General features: G+C 59.0%; 15 protein-coding genes, 1 tRNA gene and 2 pseudogenes. 9 read left to right on the top strand and 9 right to left on the bottom strand.

Translation table 11 applies throughout. From position 1 onward, the window contains the following. Positions 1 to 258: 258 nt before the first annotated feature. The gene (locus tag J5M73_RS24190; RefSeq protein WP_146036404.1) at positions 259 to 738 is read right to left on the bottom strand and encodes a hypothetical protein; all 480 of its coding nucleotides are present in this window, start codon (positions 736 to 738) and stop codon (positions 259 to 261) included. A 162-nt stretch (positions 739 to 900) separates the two neighbouring features. On the opposite strand from J5M73_RS24190, the gene J5M73_RS24185 reads away from it, so the two are divergent. Genes J5M73_RS24185 through J5M73_RS24175 form a run of 3 tightly spaced genes read left to right on the top strand, consistent with a single transcriptional unit; the run spans position 901 to position 2939 of the window. Then, complete coding sequence (locus J5M73_RS24185) at positions 901 to 1461, top strand: hypothetical protein (RefSeq protein ID WP_102863143.1); 561 nt, start codon at positions 901 to 903, stop codon at positions 1459 to 1461. Between the two features lie 11 nt (positions 1462 to 1472). Beyond that, positions 1473 to 1859 carry a hypothetical protein gene (locus J5M73_RS24180; protein ID WP_102863142.1) on the top strand — a complete coding sequence of 129 codons (387 nt, stop codon included), beginning with the start codon at positions 1473 to 1475 and terminating at the stop codon, positions 1857 to 1859. 36 nt (positions 1860 to 1895) lie between these two features. Then, entirely contained in the window at positions 1896 to 2939 is a 1044-nt protein-coding gene (locus J5M73_RS24175; protein ID WP_102863141.1) for a hypothetical protein, read from the top strand. Positions 2940 to 3019: 80 nt separating this feature from the next. Here the strand turns inward: J5M73_RS24175 and J5M73_RS24170 are convergent. The 3 genes and pseudogenes from J5M73_RS24170 to J5M73_RS24160 all read right to left on the bottom strand — a co-directional run. Beyond that, positions 3020 to 3250: pseudogene (locus J5M73_RS24170) on the bottom strand (IS5/IS1182 family transposase); the annotation flags it as partial. 82 nt (positions 3251 to 3332) lie between these two features. After that, on the bottom strand, positions 3333 to 3725 hold the full coding sequence (locus J5M73_RS24165; RefSeq protein WP_102863140.1) for a VOC family protein: 393 nt from the start codon (positions 3723 to 3725) through the stop codon (positions 3333 to 3335). Between the two features lie 202 nt (positions 3726 to 3927). Beyond that, positions 3928 to 4287, bottom strand: a complete 360-nt coding sequence (locus J5M73_RS24160; RefSeq protein WP_102863139.1) for a hypothetical protein — start codon at positions 4285 to 4287, stop codon at positions 3928 to 3930. Between the two features lie 265 nt (positions 4288 to 4552). On the opposite strand from J5M73_RS24160, the gene J5M73_RS24155 reads away from it, so the two are divergent. Further along, positions 4553 to 4981 (top strand): hypothetical protein, encoded by a 429-nt coding sequence (locus J5M73_RS24155; protein WP_243433918.1) that lies wholly within the window; start codon positions 4553 to 4555, stop codon positions 4979 to 4981. Between the two features lie 34 nt (positions 4982 to 5015). Here J5M73_RS24155 and J5M73_RS31925 read toward each other — a convergent pair. Then, a pseudogene (locus J5M73_RS31925) lies at positions 5016 to 5202 on the bottom strand (hypothetical protein); the annotation flags it as partial. Between the two features lie 419 nt (positions 5203 to 5621). On the opposite strand from J5M73_RS31925, the gene J5M73_RS24150 reads away from it, so the two are divergent. Then, positions 5622 to 6584, top strand: a complete 963-nt coding sequence (locus tag J5M73_RS24150) for a bifunctional GNAT family N-acetyltransferase/nucleoside diphosphate kinase regulator (RefSeq protein ID WP_102863569.1) — start codon at positions 5622 to 5624, stop codon at positions 6582 to 6584. A 659-nt stretch (positions 6585 to 7243) separates the two neighbouring features. Here J5M73_RS24150 and J5M73_RS24145 read toward each other — a convergent pair. Beyond that, positions 7244 to 7317, bottom strand: a tRNA-Cys gene (locus J5M73_RS24145). A gap of 394 nt (positions 7318 to 7711) precedes the next feature. Here J5M73_RS24145 and J5M73_RS24140 point away from each other — a divergent pair. From J5M73_RS24140 to J5M73_RS24130, 3 genes are all read left to right on the top strand, one after another. Beyond that, positions 7712 to 8812 (top strand): polyamine ABC transporter substrate-binding protein, encoded by a 1101-nt coding sequence (locus tag J5M73_RS24140; RefSeq protein WP_102863137.1) that lies wholly within the window; start codon positions 7712 to 7714, stop codon positions 8810 to 8812. Between the two features lie 58 nt (positions 8813 to 8870). Beyond that, the gene (locus J5M73_RS24135; protein ID WP_102863568.1) at positions 8871 to 10286 is read left to right on the top strand and encodes an aminotransferase; all 1416 of its coding nucleotides are present in this window, start codon (positions 8871 to 8873) and stop codon (positions 10284 to 10286) included. 77 nt (positions 10287 to 10363) lie between these two features. Then, positions 10364 to 11242: a LuxR C-terminal-related transcriptional regulator gene (locus tag J5M73_RS24130; RefSeq protein ID WP_102863136.1), complete on the top strand. Its 879-nt coding sequence runs from the start codon at positions 10364 to 10366 to the stop codon at positions 11240 to 11242. Between the two features lie 114 nt (positions 11243 to 11356). On the opposite strand, the gene J5M73_RS24125 is transcribed toward J5M73_RS24130, so the two are convergent. The 3 genes from J5M73_RS24125 to J5M73_RS24115 form a co-directional block, all read right to left on the bottom strand. Next, positions 11357 to 12397 carry an ABC transporter substrate-binding protein gene (locus tag J5M73_RS24125; RefSeq protein WP_102863135.1) on the bottom strand — a complete coding sequence of 347 codons (1041 nt, stop codon included), beginning with the start codon at positions 12395 to 12397 and terminating at the stop codon, positions 11357 to 11359. Positions 12398 to 12963: 566 nt separating this feature from the next. After that, a complete protein-coding gene (locus tag J5M73_RS24120) occupies positions 12964 to 13911 on the bottom strand; it encodes an AEC family transporter (RefSeq protein WP_102863134.1) in 948 nt (315 codons plus the stop codon). Next, positions 13904 to 15151, bottom strand: coding sequence for a pyruvate carboxyltransferase (locus tag J5M73_RS24115; protein WP_102863133.1), 1248 nt, complete (start codon positions 15149 to 15151; stop codon positions 13904 to 13906). Before J5M73_RS24115 ends, J5M73_RS24120 begins: the two co-directional genes overlap by 8 nt. A gap of 349 nt (positions 15152 to 15500) precedes the next feature. Between J5M73_RS24115 and J5M73_RS24110 the strand changes: the two genes are divergently transcribed. Next, positions 15501 to 16649, top strand: a complete 1149-nt coding sequence (locus J5M73_RS24110; protein ID WP_102863132.1) for a PatB family C-S lyase — start codon at positions 15501 to 15503, stop codon at positions 16647 to 16649. Positions 16650 to 16718 lie beyond the last annotated feature (69 nt).

Below are 16718 nucleotides of genomic sequence, written 5' to 3'. Positions count from 1 at the left end.
TGGTGTCCGTCGGCTTCTTTGCCGGGTACGCGGCAAAACCAACAAGTGGACTACAGGTCACGGCGGGGCAACTGATAAGTTGCGGCAAAAGCACCATGCCAACTATTGAGATGTGATTGCCAGGCAACGCAGCACTCAGTGACACAACGCCCAATACTCAGCAATACCGCGTCTTTCCAGAACCACAGTTTCCAGCATCAGGCCGCCGGAAACGAAAAAGCCCGGCAAGAGAACCGGGCCATAAGCAATCGTGAAGACTCATTTGGAGGACATGAACAACCAAGCGACCACAGCTGCGCCGGCCGCCATGTAGGTACCGACCGTCTTGGTCTTCTCCCAACCATCCTTCTCGGCCCAGGACTTGCCTGGCTCAGGCGAACCTTGCGGTTCTTTGTGCTTGGTCTGCTTAGGTGTGATCGAAGCAACAAGCTGCTTCAGATAAGCGACTACTTGCACCCCGCCCTTGCTGAAGTCTTCAAGATCCACCTCGACAACACGCTCATGAACCGCCTTGTTGCGCACGCTCGCAATCCAGCGGATCTTTTTCGCCATTGGCGGGCTGATCATTCCCTCAATGGAACTCAGTTTTTCATGCAGACCTCGGCCTGATGCCCCCAGCTGCAGGAGCAACGATTCGACCTCTGTCGAGATATCCAGTATCTGGCCCCGCATCCCGCTCTCCCTTTTCAGTGGCGGCACTTTAACACCGCACCTGTGCATGCCCAAGGTTCTGATCATGCAGACGACCGCCACTCACAGGTTTCGTTGACCCGATCGATAACGGCAATGCGCCATTAGCACATCCGCCCTAATCGACCGCTACTGCCGGCCAGACCTATATTCCTTCTTCTGGACGGTCCCATGCGGCCACGGACAAGCCCCATCAAGGAAGGAAATATCATGGCGATTCCATTCCCCCGCGCCAGATGGTTGCCGCTATCACTCATCCTGCTGTGTACCAGCGGCACGGCACTCGCCACGCCTCAAGGTGAATACTGGATCGTCTACGGCAAGGGCGAGCGTTACCACAACGAGGTATTCGTCGCCGATGCCGCCGGCATCCTGCAAAAGCCCCAGGGGGTGCAGTCGGCCATGATCATGCAGATCTTCGAAGACCCGGCGATGCCCGTGCTGGCGGCCTACGAGATCCAGTACAAGTGCAAGGAGCGCAAAGTGCGCTTCGACAGCGCCCGCGCCATGCGCCGCTTCGACCACGCCATGAAGGACGTGACCACTGCCCAGGGCTGGATCGCCCCGAAAGACTACTGGCTGCAGCGCACCTTCGCCTTCGTCTGCGCAGCAGGCAACCGCGAGAACAACCAGATGCTGCCAATGGGCAAAATGGCCGCCGGCCGCATGGTCGAGACCGTCCAGGCCATGTTCCAGCAACTGTACGGCATCCAGGCCAACAGCGAGGCCGTGCAGAGTCTGGACGCAATGCTCGGCAACAGCGCGCAATGAAGGAGGCCGTCATGACCCGGCACCTACTTGCCCTCGGCCTGCTGTTGCCTTTGCTGAGCGGCTGCATTCCCACCCTCCCGGAATACAGGGCCGGCCAGCAATGGAAGGGACGCGATGCCAAGGAAGCCATCGACTTCTTCGGCCCGCCCGGACGCATGCAGCCCTCGCCCGACCGCAGCGAGGTGCAAATGCAGTGGTACCGCGACACTTCCTACGTGAAAAAGGAAGTGGTCGGCAGCTCCAGCGAGATGCAGGGCGGCGTGATGGTCCACACCAACTACTGGGACGATGTCACTCACACGAGCGGCTGCACCCTCTCCATGACTGTCGACAAGGCCAGACAGATCAAGGACTTCTCCATTCGTGGCCGCTGCACGGGCGTGGCCTTGGCGCCTTAGTGGCTGGCCCGACATAGATAGTTCAAGGACTGATACATGAGACTGTTCCGACTGCGTTTTGCCCTTCCCACGGCGTTGCTTCTCTCCCTATGTCTCTGCGGCTGCGTCTCCGATCTCGATTCGGGTGCCTACGGCAGCATGGACGATCCGCGCTACGCACAGCTGTTGGACCAAGTGGACGCAGCACTCAAGGCAAACATGGCGGTAGTGCTGGTGGCGGACGTGATGCCGCACAAGTCGCTGAGCGATGCGCTAACCATGACGCAATGGACGCCAACGGTGATCTGGGAATACGAGAAAGATCCGAAGGTGACCTTCGGCCGCAAGTTCCAGACCAACGCGCTGCAGAGACCGCCTGGCGAAACCTACCTGTTCAAGGCCTTCGAGGTGCATATCCTGCCACCCGGCAAATACTTGCTGACCGGCGGCGATGACTACCAGCTCCGCGGTTTGCTTGACCAGGTCGACGCCCGCAGCGGTCCACCCGGTTCGGGCCGTGGCGCCAACGGGACCGCCTACCTGTCCCCTGAACTGTATCGCGAGTACTACAGGGAAGAGGTCTGGAAGGACGCTACCTATGGCAGCGAGACCAAGACCGAGCGTGTCTGTACCGCTGTAGTCAGGGCCTCGGGTGCCTGCGTGAGCTGGGGTGAACAGCAATATACCCAAACGACGGCGGGCTCCCCGGCCGGTTATTACCAACAGACCGACTCTCGCGACATTCCCGCGATCAAGGTCCAGGCGCGCCTGCCGGTCGACAAGGCGCTCGCCAGTTTCACCATCCAGGGCGGGCAATTGCTGCTGGCCCCGCGCATGCATCTAAAGACCCCTGGCTACAAGTACCAGAAGTCGAAGTGCCGAGCGATCGATCCGAAAAAAATCGAGTGTCCGCTCGACAACCTGACCGTCTACACCTGGCCGGCACCCATGAGCTTTTCGCAGCACCTCATCGAGCAGCGCAACCTGAGCGAGAAGCACCGGCAACTGCTGTCCAAGCTCCAGCCCATGCAGATCACGCCGCTGGGCAAACAAGGCATGGAAGATCCCATCTGGGGGGTGCCGTTGTCGCTGTCCAAGTAAGGCAAGTCCGGGGGTATGCGGGGCAGGATTTTGATTGCGGAACTGATTTCTTAGGGGCTTCCAATGCTCAAAAGGGGTCAGTCATGAACGGCTGCTTTCAGGTCCGGCGATTCGTTGAGCTGAACTTCAATTGCTTGAAGCTCTTTCATTTGCGTCTTCAACTTGACGATTTTCTCTTCCAGCCGCACGGCGCTGGGCTCGGAGACTGTTGGTTCTTGCCGATCGGCAGCATCAAGTGCCGTCAGGTAACGGTTGATGCTCGATTCAATTTCTTCCATTCGCCGATTCAGTTTGGCGCTGGTGAAATTGCGTTGAGCCTCTCGCTCCAGACGCCGGGGTTCTCGACAATGTTTTGTTCACGATTTCAGGCCAAGAATAGATCCCACACTTGACCTACTCCGGATCGTGACAACAGACGCATAGCTTGTTTCCTTCAGGGTCTCGAAAATACGCCCCATAAAAATTCGGGTGGTATTCGGGTCGCAAGCCCGGAGCGCCTTCACATGTTCCATCCAATGCCAACGCCAGGGCATGGGCGTTGTCTACGCGCTGTCGATTAGGTGCCAGCAGAGCAATCATTTGCCCATTGCCTAGCGCCGCAGACTCGCCGTCGAACGGCTTGCCCACCACGAAAAGAGGGCGTGCAGTGTCGGGGTGTTTCCAGCCCGCCCATGGGCGTTCAAGGTCTGTGAACTTGAGATCAAGTCCGAGCACCTGCATGACCCCTTGGTAAAACACAAGTGCTCGATTGAAGTCATTCACTCCGATGAATACATGTGAAATCATTTTTTTGTCCTAATAAGAGGAAACCGTCTCGCACCATACCAAGAGTTTCCAGGCTGTTTTCAACTCCTCTCCTGAAACATGCTCCGCCGGTCTTGGAAGCGGTTTTTACATACTCTGGGCCAGTAGCGGTCACCGCATAAACTCCGCGCTCGCGAACCGGTAAACCGGAACGCCTGCGTTGTCCACGCTCCTGAAAAAAGACTCAGTTGCCCAAGCACTTTAACAACAGGGCCAACACCCAGTCTTCTTGCAACGCCAATGCCGCGCTGATCTCCTCGCATCTCCCATTCAGAGACAGCAGGTCGCCAGCCAGTACTTCTCCACTGGACATGCACATATCCAAAGCAATACTAAAAACTCCGCAACTTACCTGCTTGCTCTCAAAAACAAGCTCAACCTCTTTAGGGAAGATCGTCACGTAGACGAAGAGTATTTCATCCGCGTATGTGTAGTGGCCATGATTCCTTTTGAGTAAAACACTCTGGCTTTTCGAAGCCTTCTCATAAACATTATCTAGAAACCTTTGAAGGATGAACAAAAGCTCTGGCTTTTCAGTGCTCATTGGATTCCCTTGCGAGCAATAGACTTCAACGCGCCATTCTAACCAACATCGACGTTGCCCGAGCTGCACGATACGCAGGGGCGATTCAGTTTGGCGTATGGATTACTCCATTTTTGCCCCACAACCTCACCTCCCTAGCCAACAACCAGTTCGCCAAATGCAACCAGGGTCGCGAAAATAGAGATTCGAACCCCTTCCCGAATCTGCTCAGGCCGCTTTAGGCCGATTGCTGCTGCGCGATGAGAGTAAAAGCTGGAGCTGTATAATGATTGATAGCCTGGAGGTTCAAGAGTTTGATTGCCTTGAAGAGGCGTTACTTGAAGCGAGCGTGTCTTTCGGCGAAATGACACGTCAGTACGCTCGCTATTTGCTCAGTCTGATTGACGGTGGTGTACTTGCTACCATTTCTGATTCTAAGTTGAAGGTGCTGATTCCATATATCGAAGATAGTATCCTGCGAGAGCGTATAGAAAGCGATGGAGATCTCCGGAGAAAGCTTGCACTAGAACTCTGGGCGGTAAAGAAACAGCACCGTCAATCAGATGAAAACTTTGCGTTTCTCATACGCTGTGTTCTTTTTTGCTTTGAAACTGAAGAGCGCTGGATAGAGGCAGGCACAGGTGACACAACACCTATCTATCTTTACTTTCTGATTCTAAAAAAAATTGCCCGACATAAGACAAGGCTTTATTAAAAGCTTTCAAGATTTTATTGCAGCCAAGAGGAAACATACGTTCAAAGAATAGATCGGCCAGGCTGGGCATCTCCAGGCACACATCGGCGGTGCTGCGCTGAAACGCAGCCAGGCGGAACTGATAGCGGCTAACGTCGCCGCGGGTGATGGTGACGGAGCCAAGAGCTTTGCCGCTCGTGGCTTGGCCCGGCCTACCGAGGCTGCACCAAAAGTTTGCCTTCGATACTTGGCTGATGACCCTCCTGAGCTGGACATTCCCCTTCCCTCCCTTGATAGAAAACTCCACTCAAAGATCATAATTGAAAGGAACTACGCGGCCTCTCGACAAACCTCCAGAACACCGTCAATCCAAGCCATGCAGGCCTTCCAGAGCTGACGAGTCCTCTCTTCGCCGAACTTCATTTTCTTGCCGACTTGCACCAGAAAGGTGTCTTGGCTGGTGTGGTACCGCATCAAGGGGCAGAACGATACAGCGCTGATCATTCTGAATGTAGTCGGCTTCATCGAGGCTTGAGCGCTTGACTGGTTCGTGCTCGTGCTCGTGCTCGTGCTCGGCAAAACGATGATTTACTCGAACTCGCCGGGATGTTCGCCATTACTCGCGGTATATCTTAAAATGGCCGGCTGCCGACAAACCGTAATGACCATAGCCATGGCGGGCTTCCATCCTTTACAAATAAGTGTGGTTAAGATGAACAAGCCTTTCATTTCGCTGTGCCCTGAAATTACTCGGGCGCACGCGCTGACGTTGATGGATTGGTTGGAGGATGAGCGCGTTACCTGCTATCTGAGCGATTCACGCGATGTCTCTCGCTCCATCGAGCAAGTCATCGATCGAACTCAATTGCCGATCCTGACCCATCTGTTCAACCGGGGCGGCCGATTCTTCATGGCCTATGACCGGCATGACGCGCCGGTGGGCTTTGTCCGTCTGATCAAGACCGGCTCCAATTGCGAGATAGTTCTGGTCATCGGAGACAGCGACAAATGGGGCCGAAACCTTGGCGCTCGCACCATCCGCGAAGGCATGAAACTGGCCTTCCTCGACATGCGGGCCGAGAAGCTCATCGCCAAGATTCACCCGGATAACACGCGCTCGCTGAAAGCCTTTCAGCGCAGCGGCTTTCTGCTTGAAAGCGAAACGCCGACATTGACATCATTTTCCATGACGGCGGGGCGCTATCTCCAGTTATTGCGCGAAGGTACCCTTGCCGACTCCACTGAGATCTACATCACCGAAATCGACAAGGCCAGGCTCGAGAGCCTGATCGCGCTCGAACAAGGCCCGGCCGTTTTTGAACTCGAACATGAGCTTGAGCGAGCCATTGTCGTCAAGCCGCAGCAGGTGGCGCGCAATGTCGTCACGATGAACTCCAGGGCCCTGCTGCAACTGGACGACGAAGAGATCGAAGTAGCCTTGGTCTACCCGGAAGACGCGGACAGCAACGCAGGGAAGCATTCCGTGTATTCCGATATAGGCGCCGCCATCCTTGGCTATCAGGAGGGGGACACCATCGACTGGCGGATTTCTGATCGGACCCGCCGTATTGAGATCAGGAAAGTGCTTTACCAGCCGGAGGCTGCGGGCGATTTCCACCTATAATTGCGCCTTTCGCTCGGTGTTCACCCATCAGAGGCGAGGACTCCCCAACCCAAAGGACGGCGCCTCGCGTTCTGTGCCTGAGCGGCTCGTTGTAGGGTCAAGGGTGGGCGCGGAGCCCGTTGCGAAAGCAGGAGTCGGCAGAACGGATCTAGCCGACTCCTACGACAATTTGAGTTCTCTAAATCGACGGATTCCCGTAATCCCCCAACCCAAATCAAATTGCCACCACCGGTCACGGAGGGCGGCGCCTGCAGCATTGAAGTGCAAATAGGAAACTGACTAATTTATTGCTTGCGGCCTCCTCCCAACACCGAAAGCACCGCCGCCGACAGTGATCACAATGCGACCTTTCTTCGTTTTTTTTGGGGGGCTGAATAAGGGTCGCAGGCATCTGGCTCTGCCGGCACCAGCCAAGCCACAAACTCTCATGCCTTCAGGGCCTTTGCATGTGTCGAGATGTTTGCGTAAGCGCTTAAAATTCTCGACCTAGGCGATGCAAGCCGGTTTCTCGGACACTCTAAACAGGAGACTACGAAGAAGATTTACGTTCGCGTCCGAGACATCGCGAGCCCGACGAAATAGGAAAGTTTTGGTACGCCAGCACTTTCAAGCGGGCAATAAAAAACCCCGTAGACGTTAATCTACGGGGTTTTCAAGGGTGGAGGCCGAGGTCGGAATCGAACCGGCGTAGGCGGATTTGCAATCCGCTGCATAACCATTTTGCTACTCGGCCCCAAATGTCCAATGCCTGAATGACAACACTGAACACATACAAACTAGAACGGTTTTCGAGATCAACCTCATCTCGCAACTCTTTGATTTCTAAAGAGTTTTTCCGTTTCCTCGCTGAGGAATGGTCGCAATTATGGACATGTTTTCCATTCCTGGCAACTCCTATTCGATATTTTTTCTGCCGGGCTGTTTCTACAGGTTTCCGGGTGGGCCAATACGCCTCGAAGTCACCGACGGGGCTGGATGATTGCATAAATCAAGTCCGATAGCTCGCCCTTGCCTGTTCCTCGCTCACCTACCCGATAGGGTTATGGCGTGTGTGCGGCCGCTCGCGGACAGTAGCGCCAACGGCTCGACCCGGGCTCCTCCCATCAGGCTCAAGGCGGAATTCCAGCATGCGTACAGCATTCCCTGCGGTGTTTGGCGTGGTTCTGATAGTGGCGGCAGCCTGGGTGCAGGCCGAGGAGCCCGCAAGCAAGACGCTACGGCTGTACAACTGGTCGGACTATATCGGCGAGAACACCCTCGCCGGCTTCGAGAAGGCCAGCGGCATCAAGGTGATCTACGACACCTTCGATTCCTATGAAACCGTACAGGGCAAGTTGCTGCCCGGGCGCTCCGGCTACGATCTGGTGGTACTCAACGCGGCGCTGGTACCGCCCTTGATCAAGGCGCGGGTGTTCCAGCCGTTGAACAAGCAGTGGTTGCCCAGTTGGCAGAATCTCGATCCCCAGGTGCTGACAAGCCTGGAGAACTACGACGCCGGGGTGCAGTACTCGGCGCCCTATACCTGGGGCAGCAATGGAGTGACCTATAACGTCGACAAGATCCGTGAGCGGATGCCGGACGCGCCCATCGGCTCCCTGGCAATGCTGTTCGATCCCAAGGTGGTGTCGCGCTTTTCTGATTGCGGAGTGACGCTGCAGGACTCGCCTACGGACATTCTGCCGCTGGTGCTGGCCTGGCTGGGGCGCAATCCCAACAGCGCCGAGCCCGCAGACCTCAAGGCCGCGCAAGATGCCTTGATGGCCATACGGCCCTATATCCGCAAGTTCGACTCCACCAGCTACCTCAATGGCCTGGCCAATGGCGACCTGTGCCTGAGTGCGACCTGGTCCGGCGATTACGCCACCGCCCAGGCCCGGGCCAATGAAGCGGGGGCACCGGTCAAGCTCGACTATTTCATTCCCAAAGAAGGTTCGCTGATCTGGTTCGACAACTTCTACATTCCCGCCGATGCACCGAATGTGGCCAATGCCCATGCCTTTATCGAGTACCTGTTGCAGCCGCAGGTGATGGCCGAGGTCAGCGACTACATCCGCTATGCCAATGCCAACCTCAAGGCCATCCCGCTGCTCGCTACCGAGGTGCGTGACAACCCGGCGATCTACCCCGATGCCCAGACCCGGGAGCGACTGTTCACCCAGAAGATCCAGTCCCCCGCCAGCACCCGCCTGATCACCCGCACCTGGAACATGGTGAAGATCGGCAAGTGATCCATGCCTACCCATTCCACGGACGTTGCGTCCAATGGTTCAACCCGAGGTGAAGCCCATGGCCATCCAACCCGAAGCCTTTTTTCAACAGTTCGACGACCCACAACTGGTGGCCGCCGACAAGGCCCATTACATGCACGGCTTTCATATGTTCGACGAGCACCGCGAGCAGGGCTCGCTGAACATCGCTGCCGGTGACGGTGCCTATATCTATGACACCGCCGGCCGGCGCTACCTGGATGCGGTCGGCGGCATGTGGTGCACCAACATCGGCCTGGGCCGTGAGGAAATGGCTGAAGCGATTGCCGATCAGGTACGGCAGTTGGCCTATTCCAATCCGTTCTGCGACATGGCCAACGTCAGCGCCATCCAGCTCTGTGAAAAACTCGCCAGCCTGGCACCGGGGGACCTGGACCACGTGTTCCTGACCACTGGCGGCTCCACTGCGGTGGACACCGCCTACCGCCTGGTGCAGTTCTATCAGAACAGTCGTGGCAAACATGAGAAGAAGCATGTGATCTCGCGGATCAATGCGTACCACGGCTCGACCTTCCTGACCATGTCCATCGGCAACAAGGCCGCCGACCGCGCTCCCGAATTCGACTTCATGAGCGACCTGTTTCACCACATCTCCTGCCCCAACTACTACCGCGCCCCGGCCGGTATGAGCGAGGCGGATTTCCTCGATTTCCTGGTGGCCGAGTTCGAGGACAAGATCCTCACCATCGGCCCGGACAAGGTGGCCGCCTTCTTCGCCGAACCCATCATGGGCTCAGGCGGAGTGATCATTCCGCCCGAGGGTTATCACCGGCGCATGTGGGAAATCTGCCAGCGCTACGACCTGCTGTATGTCGCCGATGAGGTGGTGACCTCGTTCGGTCGCCTGGGCACCTTTTTCGCCTCCCAGGACGTGTTCGGCATGCAGCCGGACATCATCACCACCGCCAAGGGCCTGACTTCGGGCTACCTGCCCCTGGGGGCCTGCATTTTCTCCGAACGCATCTGGCAGGTGATCGGCGAGCCGGGCAAGGGCCGTTGCTTCACCCACGGTTTCACCTACAGTGGGCACCCGGTCAGTTGCGTCGCGGCGCTGAAGAACATCGAGATCATCGAGCGGGAAAACCTGCTGGCCCATGTCGAAGAGGTGGGGGTCTACATGGAGCAACGCCTGCAGACCCTGGCGCAGTTGCCCCTGGTCGGCAATGTACGCTGCAAGCGGCTGATGGCCTGCGTCGAGTTCGTCGCCGACAAGCACAGCAAGAGCCTGTTGCCGGAGGCCCTGAACATTGCCGAACGCATCCACCTGCGAGCCCAGGCCAAGGGCTTGCTGGTGCGCCCCATCGGCCATCTCAACGTCATGTCGCCACCGTTGATCATCACCCGTGCGCAGATCGACGAAATCGTCGATACCTTGCGCGAATGCATCCTCGAGGCTGCAGCCGAGCTGCGCCGTGACGGCCAGTACCTGGGTTGATGAATCGACAACGGGCACCGACAGCACTGCGAATCGGGGTCTTACCCGGCCTGCGCCCGGCAGTTAAACTGCCGGGCATGAGCGCATCTGCCAATCCCCCCAACGCCCCCCTCTCCCTCCATGCCCTGCAGGCCTGGCATGCCGGCTTGGCCAAGGCATTCGACAGCGTGGACGATGAGGCCTTCCTCAGCCATCTGGCGGCAGCGCTGAATGCCCTGACCCCCATCGAATCCATGATGATCAGCCTGGAACGCAAAGGCTTGCCACCCCAGTTGCTGCATGAGCAAGGCATTGTCGGCGCGTACCGCGACGAGATCATCAACCGCTATTTCTCCCGCGGCTACCTGCTCGATCCCTTTTGCCTGGCGGTGGAAAACGGTCTGGCGGAAGGTTTCTACCACCTCTCGGAAATCGCCCCGGACGACTTTTTCGCCAGCGAGTACTACAAGACCTACTACCTCAAGACCGGGGGCGCCGAAGACAGTTACTACATCGTCGACCTCGACCCACACAGCAAGATTTCCCTGTGCATGTTCCAGGGCTTGAGTGGTGCACGCTTCGCCAGCGAACCCTTGGCGCTACTGCGGGCGGTGGAGCCGCTGGTGCGCGAACTGATCCGTCGTTTCGGCACTGCCGGCGGCCTGCAGCAACTGGTGCGGCACGCGACTCAGGGCTCGCTGCCGGCCCAGGCACCGGCCGACCTCAACCAACAGATCGAAGCCGCCTTCATGAGCTTCGGCACTCCGCTACTGACGGTGCGTGAACGGGAGATCGCCCACCTGATCCTGCGCGGTCACTCGGTGAAATCCACGGCCAAGGTGTTGGAAATCTCTCCGGAAACCGTGCGCATGCACCGTAAGAATCTCTATACCAAGCTGGCCATCAGTTCTCAGGCGGAGCTGTTTTCGTTGTTTATCGACTGGCTGACCCAGCGCCCTCAAGCCCCCGCCCATTGAGCCGACGGGTGTGTCCAGCTCGCCGCCGCACCAACGCCGTCAGATCCCGTCAATCGGACCAGGGCCTGCACAGCTTGTGCAGGCCCTTTTTTCCTCAGTGCATCAGTGAGGCGTTCAACGGGCCGCCCAGGCGTTGAAGCGCTGCTCCAGCTCCTCGCCATGGTCGACCCAGAACGCCGCATCCACCGCCCGCGCGCCTTGCAGGTTGGCCTCGTAGGTCGGCAGTTGCTGCTGCACCGCCTCAGGCAACAGGGGCAGTGCCTGACGATGCACCGGTCCATAGGGAATGTTCTGCGAGAACACCTTCTGCGCCTGGGGCTGGCTGGCGAACAGGATGAAATCTTCGGCCAGGGCCTTGTTCGGCGAGCCTTTGACTACCGCCCAGTACTCCGGATCGTACAGGCTCTGGGGCCAGAGGATACTCAACTGCATGCCCTCCTTCTGGGCCATGGCAATGCGTCCGTTGTAGGCCGCGCTCATGACCACGTCACCGGCCACCAGCCATTGCGGAGGTTGCGCCCCGGCTTCCCACCACTGGATGTAGGGCTTGATCTGATCCAGCTTGGCGAAGGCCCGGGCCACGCCTTGCGGGGTGTTGAGCACCTGATACAACTGGGCCGGCGCCACACCGTCCGCCAGCAGGGCGATTTCCAGGGTGTACTTGGCGCTCTTGCGCAAACCGCGCTTGCCGGGGAAGTCCTTGAGGTTCCAGAAGTCGGCCCAGGACCCGGGCGCCTTGGCCAGCTTCTGCGGGGCAAAGGCCATGACCATCGACCAGACGTAGGTGGCCACGCCGCACTCGCTCAGGGTGCCCGGGACGAACTGCGCCGGATCACCAAAGCGGGCCAGGTCCAAAGGTTCGAACAAGCCCTCGTCACAGCCGCGCAACAGCTCCGGGCTCTCCACTTCGACCACATCCCAGCTGGTCTTGCCGACATCGACCATGGCCTTGATCTTCGACAGTTCACCGTTGTACTCCCCCGCCACCACCCGGGCTGCCCCGCTCTGGTTGAAGGGTTGGAAGTAGGCTTTTTCCTGAGCCTGTTTGGTGGCTCCGCCAAAGGAAATGACGGTGAGGTTCTGCGGTTGGGCCCAAGCCCCGGTGCACAGCAGAACCCACGACAATGCAACGCCGCAACGCAAGGTGTTGGACATAAAACCCATCCTCAAGAAAGCCGGCTCGCCCGCACGAACCTGCACAGCAGGAGCCTGGAAGCGACCGTATTCACGGGCGGTACTGCACCAGGCACTACGAGTCTTGGTCAGCGGTGCAAGGCACCTGGCAGCAAAGGCCGGGTAGCCGGATCGTCACCGTTGCGGGCTCTTTGGCCCCGTTCGCTTGGAGTGTTTGCAACCGGTCCGGAGTGAGCGGACGCGGTCTTGCTCGAATGGCGGTTCATCGCTTGCTCCCTGTTGTTTTTGTAGGAAGAACAAATCGATCGGCAGTGCATCGCAACAACGTCCCGGGCAGTCGGGCAGGCGTATGCAGGGGTTTATTGTTTGCCCAACCCGAGGCATTGCGAAACGAGGTTTTTCTGAGGCACAGGCAAGGGAAAAGCTGCCTAGACGGCAGACTCGGCCCGAGATCGACGAAGGGAATGCGCACACCGAGCGGCGCGCCTGGACGGACAAGCAAGTCCGCCGGAGCAACAACAGAAACCCCGCCAGGGCATCACCCGGGCGGGGCGTTTTGACAACTCATGGGTCAAGGGCGCCGCAGCTCAATCCAGCACGACCAGCAACCCCGAGATCACCCCGATGCCCATCACCGCCGAGAGCAGCATGCTGCTGGACACCTCGATCTCGTAGGTCTTGTAGCGCGAGGCCAGGATAAAGACGTTCACCGCCACTGGCAGCGCCGCCATGATCACCGCGATCTTGACCAGGAAATCGCCGAGGCCGAACACATAGCGGGCGGACACGAACACCAGCACCGGCAACACCACCACCTTCAACAGGGCCAGGGCCAGGGAGTCGCCCTTGATCAGGTTCTGCTGGCGGTGCACGGCAAAGGCAGCACCCAGGGCCACCAGCGCCAAGGGGCCGGTGGCGTTGGTCATCTGCGTGGCGAAGATCTGCAGCGGACCGGGCAACCGCCACTGCAAGGCAATGCACAGCGCCGCCAGGGCCACCGCCAGAATCAGCGGGTTGCTGATGATCGACTTGCCGGTGGTCAGCAGCACACGGGCCAGATCCGGCTTGGCCCGGGCTTCGCGCGGCTCGGTGAGTTCCATGATCAGGGCGCCCCCCGCCAGGATCACCAGGTTGTCGGCCATGGTGATCATCAGCGTGGGCAGCGCCGCTTCATCGCCGAACGCCATGACCATCAAGGGCAACCCCATATACCCCACCACCCCGGAGATGGACGACAGCCCGCGCAGGCCGGCCACCCGCGCGTTGCCGCCCCAGATCAGCCGCCCGCCCACGGCGGCGATCATGAAGGTCACCAGGCAGGCCAGGTAATAGGCGCCGAGCAAGGCCCAATCCAGCTCGCCATGATCCCGGGTGCCGAGGGTCTTGATGAAGATGAAGCACGGCAGGAACAACCAGAACACCACCCCCACCAGGCCCTTGACCGTTTCCTTGCCGATCACCTCCAGCCGCACAATCCAGTAGCCGGCGAAAATCATCGCAAACAGCGGCATCACCACCGTAAAGACCTTATCCATGGGCCGGTTGCTCCTGAAGAAGCTGACGCTCGGCATAGCGGGCCAGGTGCATCGGGCTGTAGGTGCAGGAGCGATAGAACTCCATCACCCCGGCCATCGCGTGCTGATAACGGACCTCGATGTCCGACATCGAGGCCCGCATTTCCTCTTTCAGACTCTCGACGATGGGCCACAGCTCCTCATCGGCAATCTCGGCCACCTGGGTGCTCAGCGATGAATAATCGGCCAGGGCCTGACGGATGGTCTGCGGATGCAAGCCCACATAATTGACGAAGTAAGCCTTATCATCCTGAGTTTCCAGAAAGTCCGGAATATTCAAGACGCCATAATTGGAAAGTGTTTCAAACTTGCCACTGACCGGACGATAGACACCGGGCAACTGCAGCAACTTTTCCTCACAGTAACGAGCAGCGCCGATCAACTTGTCCAGATCCAGCGGCTGCGCGCCCAGCTGTATATTGTTGTCCCGACACAACTTCACAACTTGCTCCAGCGGTGCAATTCCGGAGCGGTTGCCAAATCCGGCCAGGGCCCCTTCAACCATCTGAAAACCGCATTGAATCGCCTGCATGGTATTGGCCAGGGCCAACCCGTTGTCGTTATGGGCATGCAGGCAGAACACCAGGCGGGGGTAATCCGCCACCAGCTTGGAGCACAGCCAGCGGGTCACATGGGGTTGCAGCGAACCCACGGAGTCGTTGATGCGGATGATGTCCACGCCCAGGTTGACGGCCCAGTCGATCTGCCGGCAGATCTCGGCATAACGCTGCTCGCACACTCCATTGCGGAAATTGTTGAGCACGCTGGCCTTGAACTTGACGGCGCCGAGCTCGCGAAACGCCCGGATTGCATGCTCGAATTCACCGTCGCTCTGCCTGTAGGTGATCATGCCGAAGCTGAAGACGGTGTCGGCAATCCATTCCCGTCGATGGGCCCGGGCCTTGAAATAAGCCAAGGCGGTCTCCCAGCAGTTCAACAGGACGATGAACGTGGCCTGGGTATCGGCCGGCAATTCGCCGGCTTGCCGTGCCCGATGCAGGCGGTCCCAGACCAGTGGTTCCTCCGGTCCGCAGCCCACCACGAAATCCCGTAGTCCGGCCTCGACCATGGACTTGAGGATGGATAACTTGGCGTCCACCGTGATGGGAAAGGCTGTGCGCTCAATCCCCTCCCTAAGTGTTTCATCCACCAGATAGGGGACGGAAAAATCACGGTAGCGAATTCCATTTTCAAGTTTCATCGCCCTGCTCCTTTTTATTGGTTTTTTTCGCAGCCCACACTGTTTTGCTTGGCACACAAGACCTGCAACAACCGCCACACCATATAACAGCGAGTAAAAACCCGACCTAAGAAATACCTTAAAAAACAGCGCAAACAGGGTTCGAAAAAAACGCCCAAAGCGAAACATTCGGCACTCCAAATATCCCTATTTAAATAAACAGGCGTCAGGGCTCGTTCAAACCGCCCCGCGCTCGCCACAAATGCTTGCGACCGCCACGCCGACCAACGGCCCACCCCGTTATTCCCTACCGGATGCCCGCGCAAGCGCTAGAATCTGCGCTACCTTTCCCAGGCGACGAGAGCCGTTCATGAGCTTCGATTTCGACACCCTGCACCCCCGCCATGGCACCGGCAGCACCAAATGGAGCCGCTACCCCGAAGATGTCCTGCCGATGTGGGTGGCGGACATGGACTTCGCCGTGGCCGACGGCATCCTCCAGGCCCTGCGCCAGCGCCTGGAGCACCCGCTGCTGGGCTACAGCGTGGCCCGCGACGAATTGCGCGACGCGGTGGTCGCCGACCTCCGGGACAAGTACGCCTGGCGCGTGCAGCCCGACGAACTGATCTTCCTCCCCGGGGTCGAGCCCGGCTTCAACATGGCCTTGCACGCCTTCGTCAAACCCGGGCAATCGGTGGTGCTGCAGACCCCCAACTATCGCCCGCTGCGCCTGGCCCCGGGCAACTGGGGCCTGGACAAGGTCGAAGTGCCGTTCCAGCTCACCGAGCAAGGCACCTATGTCACCCCCATGGATGCACTGCGCCAGGCCCTGCAAGGCGCCGGGGCGATGCTCCTGAGCAACCCGCACAACCCGCTGGGCAAGGTTTTCCCCCGGGACGAACTGCAAGCCGTGGCGAACGCCTGCCTGGATCAGGGCGCACTGATCATTTCTGACGAGATCCATGCCGAACTGTGCTTTGACGGCCGCCGGCACATTCCCACCGCGTCCCTGAGCCCAGAGATCGCCCGGCGCACCATCACCCTGATGTCGGCGAGCAAGGCCTACAACATCGCCGGGATGAAGACCTGCTTCGCCATCGTCCAGGACCCGGCCACCCGCCTGGCCTTCAACAACGCCCGCACCGGCATGGTGGACAGCGTCAGCCCCCTGGGCCTGGAGGCGACCCTGGCCGCCCTGACCCACGGCGGCCCCTGGCTGCAGGCGCTGCTCGGCTACCTGCAAGCCAACCGCGACTACCTGCTGCACGCGGTGCAGACCCGCCTGCCGGGCATCCGCATGCACGCGCCCCAGGGCACGTATCTGGCCTGGCTCGATTGCAGCGAGCTGGGGCTGGACGATCCCCATGGCTACTTCCTCAAGGAAGCCAAGGTCGGCCTCAGCGCCGGGCTGGAGTTTGGCGATGACTGCGGGCAATTCGTGCGCCTGAACTTCGGCTGCCCGCGGGCCATGCTCGAAGAAGGCATCCAGCGCCTGCAGGACAGCCTGCAACGGCGCTGATCGCCGCACAAACCCACCCCGCCAGCGCAGCCGCCAGGTTCCCGCCCCTGGCGCTGCGCCCTCCTGGCC

Source organism: Pseudomonas sp. 50_B, assembly GCF_017491625.1.
GTDB lineage: Bacteria > Pseudomonadota > Gammaproteobacteria > Pseudomonadales > Pseudomonadaceae > Aquipseudomonas > Aquipseudomonas danubii.
The sequence above is the reverse complement of the archived record's forward strand: the minus strand, read 5'-3'. Positions and strand labels throughout refer to the sequence as shown.